Below are 16,077 nucleotides of genomic sequence, written 5' to 3'. Positions count from 1 at the left end.
CCAGCGACTTGAACAAATTCACTCTTCTTTATCAACCACCATTAATGAAACCAACACAAAAAACTTAGCAGAAACAGTAACGACACTAAAGAGCGCTTTTGATCAACCCGAAATACAGAATACTTTAACTAAAACCCAGTTGCAGCCGCTTCAGCTGACGCATACGCCTGAGCTTAAAAAAATACCGACGTCTACCAAGCGGATTAAACCACTCAATGACTTTTTAGGACAAGATCGTGCCCGAGCTTCGGTTGAAGCTGGCATTGCATTGCCCTATTCAGGCTATAACATTTTTGCTGTAGGTACCGCAGGCTTAGGTAAGCGCACCATGATTAAGCGCTTATTACAACAACACGCTAAAAATATGCCAACGCCTCCAGATTGGGTCTATGTCAATAATTTTAAGTTTCCGCGTGAACCAATTGCGCTAAAACTTCCTTCTGGTCAAGCGACAAAATTCCAAGCGTTATTACATCAAAGTTGGCAAACCATATTAAAACAGCTTGAACGTCGCTTCACCGCAGAAACCTATCACAATCGCATTGAAATGATTCGCCAACATGCTGGTGATGAACAACATCTTGCTTTAGTTGAATTAACCCGAGAAGGTGAAGAGCTCGATCTTAAACTGATTTCTCAGGATGATGATCATTGTTTCGTTCCCGTGCATTTGGTCGATAACAAATACCAAGAAATGTCCAAAGAAGACATCAATGCACTAAGCAGTAAACAACGAGCTGAAATTGCGTCAAACGTCCGTTATATGGATAAAAAACTTGAACGCCTTGGTCTACATCTTGGTGATCTTGAAGATGACGCACGCGATAAAGTTCAGGTTTTAAACCGTGAAATTGCTAAACAAGTTGTAATGCCGCGTCTTGATCTAATTCAAAATAAATTCAGCATGGTTGAAGGCTTGGAAGATTATCTTAAGCAATATGCAGATGACATCATTCAAAATGTTGAGTTTGTGCTTGAGCAAGAAGAAGATGACTTTACACCTGGCCTATTTAACCGCGTGCCATCTCGCTACCAAGCTAACATTATCGCCACACACAAACCAAATGCTGGTGCGCCCGTTATTTTTGAAGATTTCCCAACCCATTACAATTTGCTAGGTCATGTCGAACAACTGACCCAAAATGGCACCATCACCACAGACTTTACATTAATCCGTCCTGGTGCACTGCATAAGGCCAATGGTGGATTCCTTATCTTGGAAGCTGAACAACTTTTAGAGCAGCCTTATGCATGGCAAGGTCTAAAACGTGCATTAAAGTCAGGACATTTAAAGCTGTCTTCACTTGAACATATGCTTACATTGACAGGCAGTATTTCGATTGAGCCTGAAGCTATTGATTTAAATATCAAAGTGATCCTGCTTGCTGAACCTGATATTTATTACGATATTTTAGAACTCGAACCAGAACTGGGCAGTGTCTTTAAAATTCGTGCCGATTTTACCGATACATTACAACGTAATGACATTAATGAGCAGGCATATATGCAGCTGATTGCTGACTATGTGCAAACAGACAAACTTCTGCCATTTGACCGTACAGCACTTGCTGCACTGTTAACTGATTCAAGTCGTCAAGCTGAAGATCAAAGCTCTTTGTCATTACATGCCCTCACCTTAGGTGATTTGATTCGTGAAGCACATCATCATGCAGCACTTGCTGGCGATAAAATGGTGACAGAAACACATATCAACACCGCTCTTGATCATCGTAAATACCGTCTAGGCTACTTACGTGAATTATATTGGCAAGATCTCACTCGCGGTACACAGTTAATCGAAACCAAAGGTCATCGATTCGGGCAGATTAACGCCCTCTCTGTGATTCAATATGCTGATGTTGAATTTGGTTTACCGTCACGTTTAACGGCTTCGGTTTATCAAGGTGGCGGCGATATTTTAGATATCGAGCGTAGTGTAGAACTCGGTGGTTCTCTGCATGCCAAAGGCGTCCTGCTGATGTCGAGTTTCTTAAAGGCACACTTTGGTCGTGAACAAATTTTACATTTTTCTGCTGCCCTTGCCTTTGAGCAAAGCTATGGCCAAGTAGATGGCGACAGCGCAACTGTTGCAGAGCTTTCAGCTCTTATTTCCGCTATTAGCCAATTACCGATCGATCAATCATGGGCAATCACTGGCTCAATGAACCAATTGGGTCAAGTTCAACCGATTGGTGGTGTAAATGCCAAGATTGAAGGCTTCTATGATGCATGTAAATTACAAGGGCTAACAGGCAAGCAAGGTGTGATTATTCCACGCCAAAATATGCAGCACTTAATGTTACGCAAAGATGTGATTGAAGCTGTGCAACAAGGTCAATTCCATATTCACGCCATAGATACCATTGACCAAGCTCTAGAAATTTTGATGGCGCGTCCAGTAGGCACTCTTGATAAAAAAGGTCGTTATAGCAAAGGCTCAATCTATGCTGCTGTCATGGAGCAACTTGAGTACTGGCAAGCGATTGAAGATGGTGCTGAGTTTGAGGAAGAAGAGCCAAAGAAAAAGAAAAAAAAGAAGAAGTCTAAAAAGGACAAAGATAAAAAGGCAAAGAAGTCTGAAGCTCAAGACAGTACTGCTGAAAATGAGCAAGTTGTTGAAGAAAGTCCGACTGAAGACAATCCGTCATAAATCTTCGATGAGTTTATTCATTTGTTGATTTTTCCACCACCCTTTGTGCTTTAAATGCGTATGGGGATGGTGGAAAAACGCATAAACCACGACTTTTTTGATAAATAAGTCATAAAAAAAGCGCCTTAAAGGCGCTATTTTTATCTGTATCCAATGATTAAAATCATCAAATACACATCCAATTAAGCTTCCGGAGCTGGGCTATATTGTTCAACTAAAGGTTGTAATTCACCTTTTTGGAACATATCAAGCATAATGTCACTACCACCGATCAATTCACCATTGATCCATAATTGTGGGAAAGTCGGCCAGTTTGCAATTTGTGGAAGAGTTGCGCGAATATCTTGATTTTCAAGAATATTTACATAAGCAAATGGACGACCAATTTGACTGAGCGCTTCTACTGCACGCGCAGAGAAACCACACTGTGGAAACTGTGGAGTGCCTTTCATGTAAAGTAGAACTGCGTGTTTAGCAATTTGGTCACGAATTAACGCTTCTGTATCGCGTGCTTGTTCAGTCATTGATATATCCTCAATAAATCTGCTTCGCATTATACCCAAAACTGAGTAAAACAATATGACTAAAGCAATATTTCACGTTTTATTTACATTTCAGCTTTTCAAGTGAGTCATATTTTGCTTATATAGACCTCTTGATGCTCATATATATATGGCGTCTCCTCTATATTATTTCAATCACCTGACAAATTAGAGTTAGTCATGAATAACATTACCCTTGCCCCAGTACAAACTGATCAACCATCGCACTTGATGCCAGTATTTGGCCGCCAACCGATCAGCTTTGTCCGAGGTCAAGGTGCTCACCTGTATACCGCAGATGGCACAGAATACTTAGACGCACTGACAGGGATCGCTGTTTGTGGTTTAGGTCACTCACATCCTGCAATTACAGCTGCAATTGCTGAACAGGCAGCGACCCTCATTCATACCAGTAACTTATTTGAAGTGCCTTGGCAAACGGCTGCTGCGCAAAAATTAGCTGAAGTTGCGGGTATGGAAGAAGTTTTCTTCTCAAATAGTGGTGCAGAATCAAATGAAGGTGCAATCAAAATTGCACGTAAATTTGGTCATATGCAAGGTGTTGCAAGCCCTAAAATTATTGTTGCTGATCATTCATTCCATGGTCGTACCATGGCGACATTATCTGCAACAGGTAACAAAAAAGTTCAGGAAGGTTTTGGCCCACTGGTTGAAGGTTTCATTCGTGTGCCTTTCGGTGATATTGAAGCAATTGAAGAAGCTGCAATTCACCACCCAGACATCGTAGCGATTTTGGTTGAGCCGATCCAAGGCGAAGGTGGCGTCAACACTGCTCCTCAAGGTTTTAGCTATTTAGAAGATATTCGTCGTATCTGTAACCAACACAACTGGTTAATGATGCTTGATGAAGTGCAAACAGGTAACGGCCGTACTGGTAAATACTTTGCATATCAACACACCAATATTATTCCTGACGTGCTAACTACAGCAAAAGGTCTAGGTAATGGCTTCCCTATCGGCGCAGTCATGACTCAAGGTCGTGGTGTTGGCGTTTTAACAGCGGGTAACCACGGTTCAACTTATAGCGGTACAGCATTAGGTTCACGTGTGGTTTATACCGTGATTGATACCATTCAAAAAGAAAACCTTGTTGAAAATGCTGCAAATATGGGTGCGTACCTTGTTGAGCAATTCACAGAGCAACTTGCCGATCAAAACGTAACTGTTCGTGGTTTTGGTTTAATGGTCGGCATTGAATTACCAAAAGCATGTGGCGAACTTGTGAATATTGCACGTGATGAGCATCACTTGATTATTAACGTAACAGCAGGCTCTGTGATTCGTTTATTACCTACGCTGAACATCAATAAAAAACAAGCGGATATCTTAATTGAACGCATTGTTAAAATGGTGAAAAACTTTCTAGCGTAATTTGTGCCGAAAGTAAAAAAAGCCGCTGATTGCGGCTTTTTTTATATCTTTTTAAACCTTTTTTGTTTTTATGAGGCTTCTTGGTATACACGTCCGCCTGGTAATTGACTGAAATACAATTTTAATGCATCTAGGCAACGATGAATCTTGGTAGGCTGTTGATCACGTTTAGACATCACCGCATATAGAGTAAATGATGGTAAACGCCATTCTGGTAAAACTTCAACAAGAGAACCGTTTAATAAGTCTTTTTGCGTATCTAGATATAATATTCTTGCAATGCCATGTCCTTGTTGACACATTGCTTTTGCAGCAAATACATTATTTGTTGTAAATCGGGAGTGCACATCCAATGCAACCTGCTCTTTAGTCACTGCATTTTCAAATGCAAAATGCTGAAAGTTTCTAACCAAATTTATTTGAACCATATCATGATTTTGTAAATCTTCTGGTCGTGTAATTAAACTGGTTTGGTTGATATAGCTTGGTGCTGCAACGAGAACTTGTTCAACATGTGCCAATGGCACCACATGAAACTGTTGATCATCAATTTTTGAACTCATTCGTAGCGCAATATCAATGCGGCCATCAATTAAGTCGATATATTGATTATCTGCTTCTAGATGAACGGATAAACCGCGATGTGCCGACATCCAATGTGACAATGCAGGAATCACATGATTCGCACAAAGTTCTGGTGTTGATGCAATACGTAATTCACCGATTAAGTCGTCACGAAGTTCATTGATACGAATTTTGCCGCGCTCTGCGGCAGATAGCATCTCTTGGCAACTATGAAAAAAAGCTTGTCCAGCTTCTGTCAAACTTAACTTACGTGTTGAACGATGTAAAAGAATGACTTCCATATCCTGCTCTAGTGAGCGGATTTGCTGACTCACGGCACTCGTGGTAATACCTAACTCACGAGCAGCACCGCTAAACGAATTTTTTTCCACAACGCAAGCAAAGACACCCATTGCTCGAAGTTGATCTAACATAAATTTCCCTCATAAACTTATGAGAAGCTTCATCTTTCGATAAAAGCAACTCATTGTATTATACGGGGATATTTTGCTTTTGCATTATATATTTAATTATTTGGTAAAACTGAAGTTGGATTGATTGGTTTACCATCTAAACGCACTTGGAACTCAAGCATCGTGCGGTTGGTACCCGATGAACCCATCTCACCAATTTGCTGCCCTGCTTTGACAGTATCGCCACTTTTGACATTCATTTTACTGTTATGTGCATATGCAGTGATATAGCCATTAATATGCTTCACCAAAATTAAATTGCCGTACTCTTTAAGACCATCGGCGGCATAGACCACTTGACCATCAGCTGCTGCAAAAATAGGATCACCTGTATTACCTGCGTAACGTGTTCCTTTCACATTCGATGCTAAGTTATAGCCTTGTAATACCGTAGGACGCGATACTGGACTCACCCAACGTAAACTTGAAGAACTGACCACTGGCGTTGGAACTGTAGTTCGCGTCACTGTCGATGGAGTGGTTGAAGCTTGAGTCACGGGCGCTGTTTGCGTTGGCATTGCAATCGTTTGGCGTTGAATTGGTGCCGCTTGAGTCATGGCTTGTGTAGACGTCGTACGACGAGAGCCACTATTTTTAAGGCGAATGGATTGTCCAACATAGATGCGATAAGGCTGGGCAATATCGTTCATTTCTGCGATGCTGACATAGCTCAAGCCATAGCGAGCTGCAATGCCACTTAAAGTATCTCCCGAACGAACTGTATAATAATCCGGAGCAGTCGCATAACGGGTCGCATTATTAATTTGTGGTTTTGACGCACAGCCAGTCATGACCAAAGTTGTAACCACAGCAGCAGATAAAACAAGGGTCTTAAATAATGCTGCAGGAGCGGTAATAACGCGATATTGTGACACCAGGGACATCATCTTCCTCACTAATAATTCAAATATAGTCATTATGAATGGGCTAAGATTAGCAAAAATCCACTCTAAAAAAGTTGCGGCATAACCATTTTCACAAAGTTATAACACTAATACTTAAATTTTAGATAACTCTGCGTGTAAGTTATTCAAAATCTCATAGTTTGTAGCATCCATTTGTATAGGCGTTACACTGACATAACCATTTGCCACGGCAAAGAAATCTGACTCGATATCGGTTAAGCCTTTCTTAGGCTCTGCCACTGCCTCGCCTGCCAATCCAATCCAATAGACTTGACGACCACGCGGGTCTACATGACTGGTAATCGGTTTGGACTGTAAACGTCTTCCTTGATAGGTCACTTTGGTGCCTTGAAGTTCAGCAACGTCTGGAATATTAATATTAAAAATATGTCGTGCAGGTAGCGCGGGTAGTCCATTGGCAATAAAATCATGCACCCATTGCGCGGCGACTGCATAATCTTCTGGGTTATTATAACTACGCACATTTGGCCCAGCCAAAGAGACGGCTAGCGCAGGTTGTTTCATTAAACGGCCTTCAAATGCCGCACCCACTGTCCCTGAATACAGCACATCATCACCCAGATTTGCGCCACTATTGATTCCACTCACCACCAGATCAAATTCAAAATCAAACAGACCATTCATTGATAAATACACACAGTCCGCAGGTGTACCATTTACCGCCCACATATTCGGTGCAATTTCGACAGGTCGTAATGGTCGATCTAAAGTTAAAGCACTTGAAAAACCGCTGCGTTCGCTTTCAGGCGCCACAATCACCACACGACCGAGAGGACGCAATGCATGTGCTAAAGCTTGGATACCGGGAGCAAAAACGCCATCATCATTGGCAATTAAAATATTCACAACTAAATTTCCATTACTAAAAAATTAAAAATGACTCGCAAGAACATTTTATTGAAATATATGAATAATTATATATATTTACATTTCAACATCCAGCATAAATGTGTGTGTACAAAATGAATAAAAGCGTAGCACTTCGTGGTTTATTGAGCTTTGCTCTAGCAGCTTGCATGACTCAAACTGTGGTCGCAGACAATGACTTCACTCAAGAAGAAGCCAATACCATCGTAAAAGAAGATATTGCATCTGCACAAGTCATGTTAGAAGTATGCCCTGCGATTATTGGTCAAAATGCAAAATTTGATGCCAACATTCAAGCACTCACTAAAACATATCTTGCTGATTATTCTGATAAATCAATGACATTAGAAAAATTACAGTCTGACAGCGAATATAAATCAGTTCTTGAAGAAGCGCGTCAAGCTGCTAAAGAAACTGATAAAGCTGAGCAAAAATCAGTTTGTGATGACGTTTTAAGTTATGAAGGTTAATTGATCATTCAGCTTTGGACGTCCTCTCCATAGGTTAGTCCTTATTGCATCAAACCTGCAAAAAAAAGGATGACGCTTTATAGCCTCATCCTTTTTTCTTTCACAATGTATTGATTTTTAAACAGCTTCAATACAATTTTCTACTGATCTCTACCAGAAATACGATTAAGCTAGGCAAATAAATTTTAGCTATTTGATATCTTTTAGTTTATTTAACAGGTTATTTAAATGAAAAACTCCTTTGTAAAATCTCTTTGTGCCCTTAGCCTTTCTGCTTTTGCTTTCACTACCATATCTGCACATGCCGCAGATGAAAAAATTGAAGTGACTCCCACACCTCAAGTGACCAGTCAAGAACTTGCAGCTATCTATGTACTATCTGAAGTCTGCCCAAAATTGGTGAATGACAAAGATCAACCAAAGTTTGAAGCGGGTTATGCAAAATTAGCTAAAGAATATATGCCGAATGAAAAGAACCCAGTAAATGCTTTACAGCAACTCAGCAAACAAAAAAGTTTTAAAGACGCTTTAAAAGAAGCGCAGTCTGATGCGAAGAAAGCTGGCGATAAGAAAAATGGTGCGATTTGCAAAGAATTGACTGCTTACAGCAAATAATACCAATTGGTTACAATACTTTTAAAATAAGCGCTTGCACCCCATAGCAGTCCGCCTAGCTTTGTCCTAAAATGCTAGGCTCTTTGTGCTTATACCTAAGTTATTGGAACCACCCAGAATGACCCGAAAAACCGCCCTTGCCGCATTACTACTTGCACCTAGTTTTTCATTCGCGGCAACTGTCCTTTCTGCACCACCTGAATTAAATAATAAATCTTATGTGCTGATGGACTATGAGACAGGGCAAATCCTTGCTTCTAAAAATGAAAACGAAAAATTAGCTCCTGCTTCAATGACAAAAATGATGACCAGTTACATCATTGAGCAAAAGTTATTAAGCGGTGAACTAACTGAAAATGAAAAAGTACGTATGAATGAGTCGGCTTGGTGTCGCGGCAGCAGCACTGAGTCATGTATGTACGTTCCGCTCAACGGTACTGCAACTGCATTAGAAATGTTACGTGGCATTATCATTCAGTCGGGTAACGACGCTTCTAAAGCTATGGCAGAACATATTGCTGGCAATGAAGGCACCTTTGCCCACATGATGAACCAAGAAGCGAAACGTATTGGCATGGTGAATACTCAATTCATCAATGCGACAGGTATGCCAGCTGAAGGTCATTTCTCGACTGCCAAAGATATGGCGACTCTAGCGCAACATATCATTCATGACAGTTCAAAATACTATCCGATCTATTCTGAAAAAGAATTTACGTTCAATGGCATTAAGCAAGGAAACCGTAATGCCCTGCTTTATACTGACCCAAGTGTAGATGGTTTAAAAACTGGTCATACTGAAGAAGCGGGCTATTGCTTAACGACTTCAGCTAAACGTGGTCCTTTACGTTTAATTTCAGTGATCTTTGGTGCGCCAAGCATGAACGAGCGTGCATCTCAAACACGTGAAATTTTAGCTTGGGGTTATGCAAACTTTGAAACTGTAAAAGTTCAACCTGCTAAACAAGTGCTTGCAAAAGCAAAAGTTTGGTACGGTAAAGACAATCAAGTTCAAGTAGGTCTAGCTGAAAACTTTAACGTGACGATGCCTAAAGGCGAAGCGAACGCCATTAAAACTCAATTGGTTGTTCAACCAAAATTAACTGCTCCTTTAAAACAAGGTCAAGTGGTCGGTAAATACGTTGCAACGCTTAATGGCAAAGTCATTGCTGAAAAACCACTTGTAGCTCTACAAAATGTTGAAGAAGCTGGTTTCTTTGCAAAAATGATTGATCACATCAAACAATTCTTTAGCAACTTATTCTAAGTTTGATGAAAACTCGATATTAAGACTAAAGTGAAAGCATCTAGATTTCGGTCTAGGTGCTTTTTTATTTTATACTGCCTAAAAACCTGTAGATGACTTTCCTATGAGCCAAAACATTCGCCCTTATTTAGACACTGTTCCACGTATTGCTGACTCTTGCTATATCGATGAAATGTCAGTGGTGATTGGCGATGTTGTATTGGCTGAAAATGTCTCTGTTTGGCCATTTGCTGTGATTCGTGGTGATGTAAACCATATTCGTATTGGTAAAAACTCTAATGTGCAAGACCACTCAATGTTGCATGTGAGTCATAAAAAAGCCGATAAACCTGAAGGTTCTCCACTGATTATTGGTGAAGATGTGACAATTGGTCATCATGTGAAATTACACGGTTGTACCATTGGTAATCGTGTTTTGGTCGGTATAGGTACGATTATTTTAGATGATGTAATTGTTGAAGATGATGTGATGATTGGTGCTGGTTCACTTGTCCCACCCAATAAAGTTCTAGAAAGTGGTTATTTATATGTGGGCAGTCCCGTTAAGAAAGTTCGCCCACTGACCGATAAAGAAAAAGCGTTCTTGCCTTATTCAGCGCAGAATTATGTGAAGGTGTCGAATAATTATCTTGATCAAAATAAATAATATACGCATTCGTTTTTAGTTTTAACAGTTCCAGCTTATGTCTCAATGCTTCATTGACAGACAAATTCAAATACAGAGTAACTCTTTAATGTTGATTAAACCTTATACTTTATTCATTACTAGAATATTTTTTGCAGGCGTAATTTTAACATCTACAACTACTTTTGCGAATTCAATGCAGTGTAAAGATGATTATGAAAAAATCATTGCCAAAGAAATTAAAGATATCGGCACAGCCTTGAATAAGGGTAATTATGCATTAATCACCGAAAAAACAGATTCATCTATTATCAATTATGCAGGTAGTAAAGATAAATATAATGCCATATTAGAACTTGCTGCAAACTCCTTTAAACTAAATAAAATATTTGTCTCTCAAGTTGACACTCATCCTCCAAAACAAAGTTATATCATTGGTAGAAATGAGTTTTGTGCCATACCCAAACAAGTCACGATTTCTATGAATGGCCGAAAAATGACAGGTGATCTTTCCTTCATGCTTGCAGTACGTCCAATTGAAAGTAAGGAGTGGAAATACATTGATGGTGCGGGTCTGCAAAAGAATCCTGATATGATTTACACACTATTCCCAGATTTTCCTCGAGATAGTAAAATTCCCTTCATTGAATAAAAATTAAATATTTAACATTACTACTTTTTAAAGCAAGTATTTTAAAAAGCTGTAATGTTAAATCTATAACAATTCGGTCAGTACTGGACAAAAATATAATTTAACTAAATAATTAAACAATACACTTTTATTTAACAATTTTTCTTACTATAAACAAAAGAAAATAAAACTGTATCATTCATATCATATGTAATTGACTCTACAGAATAATCCCAACCAAATGTTTCCAATAAAGATTTGCAAATAACATTCTTTACAGAATCTGATTTTGCATACTCTTCTAACAAATATATTTTATCTTTTGGAAATGTATAATTATCCATCTGATATATTAATTTAATAGTTGCACCATCTCTGTATATATCTTTCCAAACTGTATATGCATTATTTTTCTTTGGCAGCGTTTGTTTAACGTCGAGAATTGCATCATCTACAAGCAACAAATTTTCATCAGCACCGCTTTTTGCCGTACAACTAACCATTAACATAACAAATACAAATAAACTTAGTATTTTCATCTAATTCTCAAAATAATTTTCAGTGTGAAGATATGTACAATGGATTTATCTTACTAGATTCCTCCACGTTCTTCTTACTTCAATATTGAAACGCATCTCAAGGAAATTAAGAAAAAAATCAATCATAGCCACCGCTCCCTAAATTTTGTAGAATAGCGTTTTTACCCCATGGTGCTTTTCTATGACCGCTTGGACTGCTCATGTCACTGTTGCGACAGTCGTTGAAAAAGACGGAAAATTCCTATTTGTTGAAGAACATACAGAAGGTGTGACCCATACTGTATTTAATCAACCTGCAGGTCATGTTGAAGCTGGCGAAACCATTATTGAAGCCGCCATTCGAGAAACCATGGAAGAAACAGGTCACGATGTAGAAATCACGAACTTTCTAGGCATGTATACTTATACTCCCCCGATGTTCCCTGATCGTACTTATTTCCGTTTCTGTTTCTTAGCTAAAGACATTCAGCACCATGCCGATGCACAGTTAGACACAGGTATTGTCGGTGCAGTATGGATGACGCTTGATGAACTCATTGAGTCTGCCCGTGCGCGCAGTCCATTAGTCATCAAAGCTGTACAAGATGCTCTTTCAGGTCAAAAATTTCCTTTATCGCTCATTTACGAGCACCAAAATTCTCCCTTAATTTCAAATTTGGATGCTTAATCCTATGCAACAACGTGTCATCGTCGGTATGTCTGGTGGTGTAGATTCTTCTGTATCTGCAGCACTGTTACTTCAACAAGGTTATCAAGTTGAAGGTCTTTTCATGAAAAACTGGGAAGAAGATGACGGCACGGAATACTGTACGGCAATGGAAGATCTTGCCGATGCTCAAGCTGTTTGTGACAAAATTGGTATCAAACTTCATACCGCAAACTTTGCGATGGAATATTGGGACCGTGTCTTTGAGCATTTTTTAGAAGAATATGCCGCTGGTCGTACACCAAATCCAGATATTCTCTGCAATAAAGAAATTAAATTCCGTGCATTTCTTGACCATGCTGTGAACTTAGGTGCTGACTTTATTGCGACAGGCCATTATTGCCGCCGTGGTGAAACACTAAAAAATTCACGTGGTGAAGAGTATGCCCCTCTACTGCGTGGCGTAGATCAAAATAAAGACCAAACCTATTTCCTACATGCAGTGCATGGTCGTGAAATTAACAAGACCTTGTTCCCTGTGGGTGAAATTGAAAAACCACAAGTACGTAAAATCGCTGAAGAATTAGGTCTAATCACCGCGAAGAAAAAAGATTCAACAGGAATTTGTTTTATTGGCGAACGTCGATTTAATGACTTCTTAAAGCAATATTTACCTGCTCAACCCGGAAAAATCGTCTTAGACACGGGTAAAGAGGTTGGTGAACATCACGGCTTAATGTACTATACGCTCGGCCAACGTGGTGGCATCGGTCTTGGTGGTCTAAAAGGTGCTGAAGAAGGCGCTTGGTTTGTACTTCACAAAGACATTGAGGGTAACCGCCTAGTCGTTGGTCAAGGTCATGAACATCCACTCATGCAAAGCACCATTTTATGGTCTGAAGCGATTGATTGGGTGGCTGGTGAACAAGAGATTCCTGAATCAGGTTTCCGCTGCACAGCGAAAACTCGTTATCGTCAGCCTGACCAAGACTGTACATTATTTAAAGACTCTACAGCGCCAAATGGTGTGCGTGTCGAATTCGATGAGCCACAACGTGCTGTTACACCGGGTCAAAGTGTGGTGTTCTACACCGGTGAAGTTTGTTTAGGTGGCGGTGTGATTCATCATACCAATGCGCCTAAACCGGATTTTATTGTATAAGGATTGTTTCGGATGACAGAGTTACCGTTTCAACAGCCTCAAACTCTGAATACTCGCCAAAATCGTGCATTGGCGTTAGCTGCTGTATTTCAAGCAACACAGCTGACTCATATGACTGCATTGACTGGGCAACAGAGTATCGGGGAAAGCGGTAACTTTTATTTTGAACATCTCATTAAAGCCAGTTTGAATATCCGTCCTAAATCCAATCAGTCCAATCAAACGCTCGATTTTTTTGATAAATTGGCGGATATTTCTCTCGGTTTAAAAACTTTAGAAAGCAGCATTACCCAGCCATTTAACACTTCCCCAAAATCTAGATTGCCTAAACTTGCAAATACCAAGCTACCAATGACCTATGCAATGACTTTATTGCAATTAGAAAAAAAAGTGTATAGCAATCCGAAGTTCGTTGAAATTATTGAACAATCGCAACAAAAAATTCTTAGACAGCTCTCCTTTTTCGATAATAATTATTTACATCCAAGTATCATTGCAAACCTTGCCCAAACCTATATTGAAACTGCGGGTTCGATCAATCCTCGCATTATGGTTCGAGGCAACGCTGAAGCATTTAAAGATACAGCACATACCAACCGCATTCGCGCGACATTATTCACAGGCTTACAAATGGCTCACTTGTGGCGTCAGCTCGGCGGTAGCTCGTGGGGTATGATTTTCAGCAAGCGTAAGCTGCTCCAAGATATTCAAGATCTCGCTCGTTTACAGTATCAGGTGGTTTAACTGATGCAGTACGGGCTTTTTGTTTTACGTTTAATTCCAAAATTTAAGGAATCGCTATGAACGCTTTAACCGCACTTTCTCCATTAGATGGACGTTACGCAAGCAAATGTGATGCTCTACGTCCCTTCCTCTCTGAGTTTGGTTTAATCCATGCTCGTGTGACTGTTGAAGTGCGTTGGTTACAAGCGCTTGCAAACCGTCCTGAAATCACTGAAGTTCCAGCGTTCAGTGCTGAAACGAATGCTGCGCTTGATGCAATTGTTGCGAACTTCTCTGAAGACAATGCAAACCGCATTAAAGAAATTGAACGTACAACAAACCATGACGTAAAAGCAGTTGAGTACTTCTTAAAAGAGCAAATCGCACATATCGATGAGCTTAAAAATGCAGGCGAATTTATTCACTTTGCATGTACATCAGAAGACATCAACAACTTGTCTCATGCTTTAATGCTTAAAAATGGCCGTGAAGTTTTAGTTGCAGCAATGCAGCAAATCATCGATTCAATCGTTGCTTTGGCTGAACAACACGCTGAACAACCAATGTTGTCTCGTACACATGGTCAAACTGCAAGCCCAACAACTTTGGGTAAAGAAATGGCGAACGTGGCTTACCGCCTTGCACGTCAAATCAAGCAATTCAAACAAGTTGAACTTCTAGGTAAAATTAACGGTGCTGTAGGTAACTACAACGCTCATTACTCTGCTTACCCTGAAATTAACTGGCCTGCTCATTCTCAAGCTTTTGTAGAGTCTTTAGGTTTAACCTTCAACCCGTACACGACTCAGATTGAACCGCATGACTACATGGCGGAACTTTTTGATGCGCTACGTCGTTTCAACACAATCTTAATCGACTTTAACCGTGACGTTTGGGGATACATCTCACTTGGTTTCTTCAAACAACGTTTGAAAGAAGGTGAAGTTGGTTCTTCAACGATGCCGCATAAAGTAAACCCAATTGACTTCGAAAACTCTGAAGGTAACTTGGGTATTGCGAATGCGGTATTGGCTCACCTTGGTGAAAAACTTCCTGTATCTCGCTGGCAGCGTGACTTAACTGACTCTACTGTTCTTCGTAACATGGGCGTTGGTTTCGCACAAAGCTTGATCGCATTTGAAGCTTGCTCTAAAGGTATTGGCAAACTTGAATTGAATGCTCAACGTATTCTTGAAGACCTTGACCATGCTCAAGAAGTTCTTGCTGAACCAATTCAAACTGTTATGCGTCGTTATGCAGTTGAAAAACCATACGAAAAACTTAAAGCCCTCACTCGTGGTCAAGCAATGACTCGCGATATGATGGTTGATTTCGTAAATGGTAATGAGCTTGAAGCTGTTCCTGCTGCTGACCGTGCGCGTCTTGCAGAAATGACACCTGCAACATATACAGGTAATGCATCAACTCAAGCAGCAAACATTAAAGATCTTATTTCTAAAATCTAATTTTAGATAGATCAAAAAAACGAGGCTTCATGCCTCGTTTTTTATTTATAATACTTCTTCTCTCTTTGAGATAAGGAGCATGCTCCGCAAGGAGATAGAAAATTTAGACGTAATTTTATTCTGCAGGGCAATATTTTTCCCAATCATCTTTCATCCGTTGTAATTCACAGCCTGTTAAAACATCTGAATAATAAACATAATATGTGGCATCGGGATATTGAATCTCATGGCGAAACATCATGCCGCGCAAAGACACAGAGAGCTCTTCTGGAAAATCATCTGTTAAATTAAGTTCTTCAAACTCATAGTTAAAATAACAATTTTGAGTCGCAATAAATGCCTCAACAATGGCCATAGTTACTTCCAAATATATAAACTTCGATATACATCTGAGTTTAATACAATCTTTTTGAAAATACTTATCCCTAGTAGCGAACTGATGACATTTGAAAAAATAATGCACAAATTCTAGCGCCGTCTAACTAACACTTTTCATCGCATTATGGCTATACTTGCCGC

At 39.8% G+C, this 16,077-nt stretch carries 17 protein-coding genes; 11 read left to right on the top strand and 6 right to left on the bottom strand.

Annotation, left to right across the window (positions count from 1 at the left end):
• The first annotated feature begins 16 nt into the window (after positions 1-16).
• Positions 17-2,650: a Lon protease family protein gene (locus FTU34_RS08055; protein WP_373686489.1), complete on the top strand. Its 2,634-nt coding sequence runs from the start codon at positions 17-19 to the stop codon at positions 2,648-2,650.
• Between the two features lie 182 nt (positions 2,651-2,832).
• Here the strand turns inward: FTU34_RS08055 and grxD are convergent, their stop codons facing one another.
• Positions 2,833-3,174, bottom strand: coding sequence for a Grx4 family monothiol glutaredoxin (grxD, locus tag FTU34_RS08050; protein ID WP_067762767.1), 342 nt, complete (start codon positions 3,172-3,174; stop codon positions 2,833-2,835).
• Between the two features lie 198 nt (positions 3,175-3,372).
• Between grxD and FTU34_RS08045 the strand changes: the two genes are divergently transcribed.
• Positions 3,373-4,584, top strand: coding sequence for an aspartate aminotransferase family protein (locus FTU34_RS08045; protein ID WP_180035320.1), 1,212 nt, complete (start codon positions 3,373-3,375; stop codon positions 4,582-4,584).
• A gap of 68 nt (positions 4,585-4,652) precedes the next feature.
• Here the strand turns inward: FTU34_RS08045 and FTU34_RS08040 are convergent, their stop codons facing one another.
• The 3 genes from FTU34_RS08040 to surE form a co-directional block, all read right to left on the bottom strand.
• Positions 4,653-5,582 carry a LysR family transcriptional regulator gene (locus FTU34_RS08040; RefSeq protein WP_180035321.1) on the bottom strand — a complete coding sequence of 310 codons (930 nt, stop codon included), beginning with the start codon at positions 5,580-5,582 and terminating at the stop codon, positions 4,653-4,655.
• 92 nt (positions 5,583-5,674) lie between these two features.
• Positions 5,675-6,505, bottom strand: coding sequence for a peptidoglycan DD-metalloendopeptidase family protein (locus tag FTU34_RS08035; protein ID WP_078191836.1), 831 nt, complete (start codon positions 6,503-6,505; stop codon positions 5,675-5,677).
• A 114-nt stretch (positions 6,506-6,619) separates the two neighbouring features.
• Complete coding sequence (surE, locus tag FTU34_RS08030) at positions 6,620-7,393, bottom strand: 5'/3'-nucleotidase SurE (RefSeq protein ID WP_111884223.1); 774 nt, start codon at positions 7,391-7,393, stop codon at positions 6,620-6,622.
• Between the two features lie 116 nt (positions 7,394-7,509).
• Between surE and FTU34_RS08025 the strand changes: the two genes are divergently transcribed.
• The 5 genes from FTU34_RS08025 (at position 7,510) to FTU34_RS08005 (ending at position 11,043) form a co-directional block, all read left to right on the top strand.
• Complete coding sequence (locus tag FTU34_RS08025) at positions 7,510-7,884, top strand: MCR_0457 family protein (RefSeq protein ID WP_180035322.1); 375 nt, start codon at positions 7,510-7,512, stop codon at positions 7,882-7,884.
• A 228-nt stretch (positions 7,885-8,112) separates the two neighbouring features.
• Positions 8,113-8,499, top strand: coding sequence for an MCR_0457 family protein (locus FTU34_RS08020; protein WP_180035323.1), 387 nt, complete (start codon positions 8,113-8,115; stop codon positions 8,497-8,499).
• Between the two features lie 118 nt (positions 8,500-8,617).
• On the top strand, positions 8,618-9,766 hold the full coding sequence (gene dacC, locus FTU34_RS08015) for a D-alanyl-D-alanine carboxypeptidase PBP5/6 (RefSeq protein ID WP_111884220.1): 1,149 nt from the start codon (positions 8,618-8,620) through the stop codon (positions 9,764-9,766).
• 103 nt (positions 9,767-9,869) lie between these two features.
• Complete coding sequence (locus FTU34_RS08010) at positions 9,870-10,412, top strand: gamma carbonic anhydrase family protein (protein ID WP_180035324.1); 543 nt, start codon at positions 9,870-9,872, stop codon at positions 10,410-10,412.
• A gap of 88 nt (positions 10,413-10,500) precedes the next feature.
• The gene (locus FTU34_RS08005) at positions 10,501-11,043 is read left to right on the top strand and encodes a hypothetical protein (RefSeq protein WP_180035325.1); all 543 of its coding nucleotides are present in this window, start codon (positions 10,501-10,503) and stop codon (positions 11,041-11,043) included.
• 131 nt (positions 11,044-11,174) lie between these two features.
• On the opposite strand, the gene FTU34_RS08000 is transcribed toward FTU34_RS08005, so the two are convergent.
• Positions 11,175-11,561, bottom strand: coding sequence for a hypothetical protein (locus tag FTU34_RS08000; RefSeq protein WP_180035326.1), 387 nt, complete (start codon positions 11,559-11,561; stop codon positions 11,175-11,177).
• 181 nt (positions 11,562-11,742) lie between these two features.
• Between FTU34_RS08000 and FTU34_RS07995 the strand changes: the two genes are divergently transcribed.
• Genes FTU34_RS07995 through purB form a run of 4 tightly spaced genes read left to right on the top strand, consistent with a single transcriptional unit; the run spans position 11,743 to position 15,558 of the window.
• Entirely contained in the window at positions 11,743-12,228 is a 486-nt protein-coding gene (locus FTU34_RS07995; RefSeq protein ID WP_180035327.1) for an NUDIX hydrolase, read from the top strand.
• 4 nt (positions 12,229-12,232) lie between these two features.
• Entirely contained in the window at positions 12,233-13,369 is a 1,137-nt protein-coding gene (gene mnmA / locus FTU34_RS07990) for a tRNA 2-thiouridine(34) synthase MnmA (protein ID WP_180035328.1), read from the top strand.
• 12 nt (positions 13,370-13,381) lie between these two features.
• Positions 13,382-14,113 (top strand): high frequency lysogenization protein HflD, encoded by a 732-nt coding sequence (hflD, locus tag FTU34_RS07985; protein ID WP_218950055.1) that lies wholly within the window; start codon positions 13,382-13,384, stop codon positions 14,111-14,113.
• A 56-nt stretch (positions 14,114-14,169) separates the two neighbouring features.
• Positions 14,170-15,558: an adenylosuccinate lyase gene (gene purB / locus FTU34_RS07980; RefSeq protein WP_180035330.1), complete on the top strand. Its 1,389-nt coding sequence runs from the start codon at positions 14,170-14,172 to the stop codon at positions 15,556-15,558.
• Between the two features lie 115 nt (positions 15,559-15,673).
• Here purB and FTU34_RS07975 read toward each other — a convergent pair whose 3' ends face one another.
• The gene (locus tag FTU34_RS07975; RefSeq protein ID WP_180035331.1) at positions 15,674-15,913 is read right to left on the bottom strand and encodes a hypothetical protein; all 240 of its coding nucleotides are present in this window, start codon (positions 15,911-15,913) and stop codon (positions 15,674-15,676) included.
• Positions 15,914-16,077: the final 164 nt, after the last annotated feature.

Source organism: Acinetobacter sp. YH12094, assembly GCF_013419295.1.
In the GTDB taxonomy this organism is placed as follows: Bacteria; Pseudomonadota; Gammaproteobacteria; order Pseudomonadales; family Moraxellaceae; genus Acinetobacter; species Acinetobacter amyesii.
This window is presented reverse-complemented; position numbering and strand designations above follow the sequence as displayed.

What these genes read in the sequence shown, in the direction of transcription:
- FTU34_RS08010 (WP_180035324.1), top strand. Translation starts at nt 9,870, where the DNA reads ATGAGCCAAAACATTCGCCCTTATTTAGACACTGTTCCACGTATTGCT.
- FTU34_RS08035 (WP_078191836.1), bottom strand. Translation starts at nt 6,505, where the DNA reads ATGTCCCTGGTGTCACAATATCGCGTTATTACCGCTCCTGCAGCATTA.
- FTU34_RS08040 (WP_180035321.1), bottom strand. Translation starts at nt 5,582, where the DNA reads ATGTTAGATCAACTTCGAGCAATGGGTGTCTTTGCTTGCGTTGTGGAA.
- FTU34_RS08025 (WP_180035322.1), top strand. Translation starts at nt 7,510, where the DNA reads ATGAATAAAAGCGTAGCACTTCGTGGTTTATTGAGCTTTGCTCTAGCA.
- purB (WP_180035330.1), top strand. Translation starts at nt 14,170, where the DNA reads ATGAACGCTTTAACCGCACTTTCTCCATTAGATGGACGTTACGCAAGC.
- FTU34_RS08000 (WP_180035326.1), bottom strand. Translation starts at nt 11,561, where the DNA reads ATGAAAATACTAAGTTTATTTGTATTTGTTATGTTAATGGTTAGTTGT.
- hflD (WP_218950055.1), top strand. Translation starts at nt 13,382, where the DNA reads ATGACAGAGTTACCGTTTCAACAGCCTCAAACTCTGAATACTCGCCAA.
- FTU34_RS08005 (WP_180035325.1), top strand. Translation starts at nt 10,501, where the DNA reads ATGTTGATTAAACCTTATACTTTATTCATTACTAGAATATTTTTTGCA.
- dacC (WP_111884220.1), top strand. Translation starts at nt 8,618, where the DNA reads ATGACCCGAAAAACCGCCCTTGCCGCATTACTACTTGCACCTAGTTTT.
- FTU34_RS07995 (WP_180035327.1), top strand. Translation starts at nt 11,743, where the DNA reads ATGACCGCTTGGACTGCTCATGTCACTGTTGCGACAGTCGTTGAAAAA.
- mnmA (WP_180035328.1), top strand. Translation starts at nt 12,233, where the DNA reads ATGCAACAACGTGTCATCGTCGGTATGTCTGGTGGTGTAGATTCTTCT.
- FTU34_RS08045 (WP_180035320.1), top strand. Translation starts at nt 3,373, where the DNA reads ATGAATAACATTACCCTTGCCCCAGTACAAACTGATCAACCATCGCAC.
- grxD (WP_067762767.1), bottom strand. Translation starts at nt 3,174, where the DNA reads ATGACTGAACAAGCACGCGATACAGAAGCGTTAATTCGTGACCAAATT.
- FTU34_RS07975 (WP_180035331.1), bottom strand. Translation starts at nt 15,913, where the DNA reads ATGGCCATTGTTGAGGCATTTATTGCGACTCAAAATTGTTATTTTAAC.
- FTU34_RS08020 (WP_180035323.1), top strand. Translation starts at nt 8,113, where the DNA reads ATGAAAAACTCCTTTGTAAAATCTCTTTGTGCCCTTAGCCTTTCTGCT.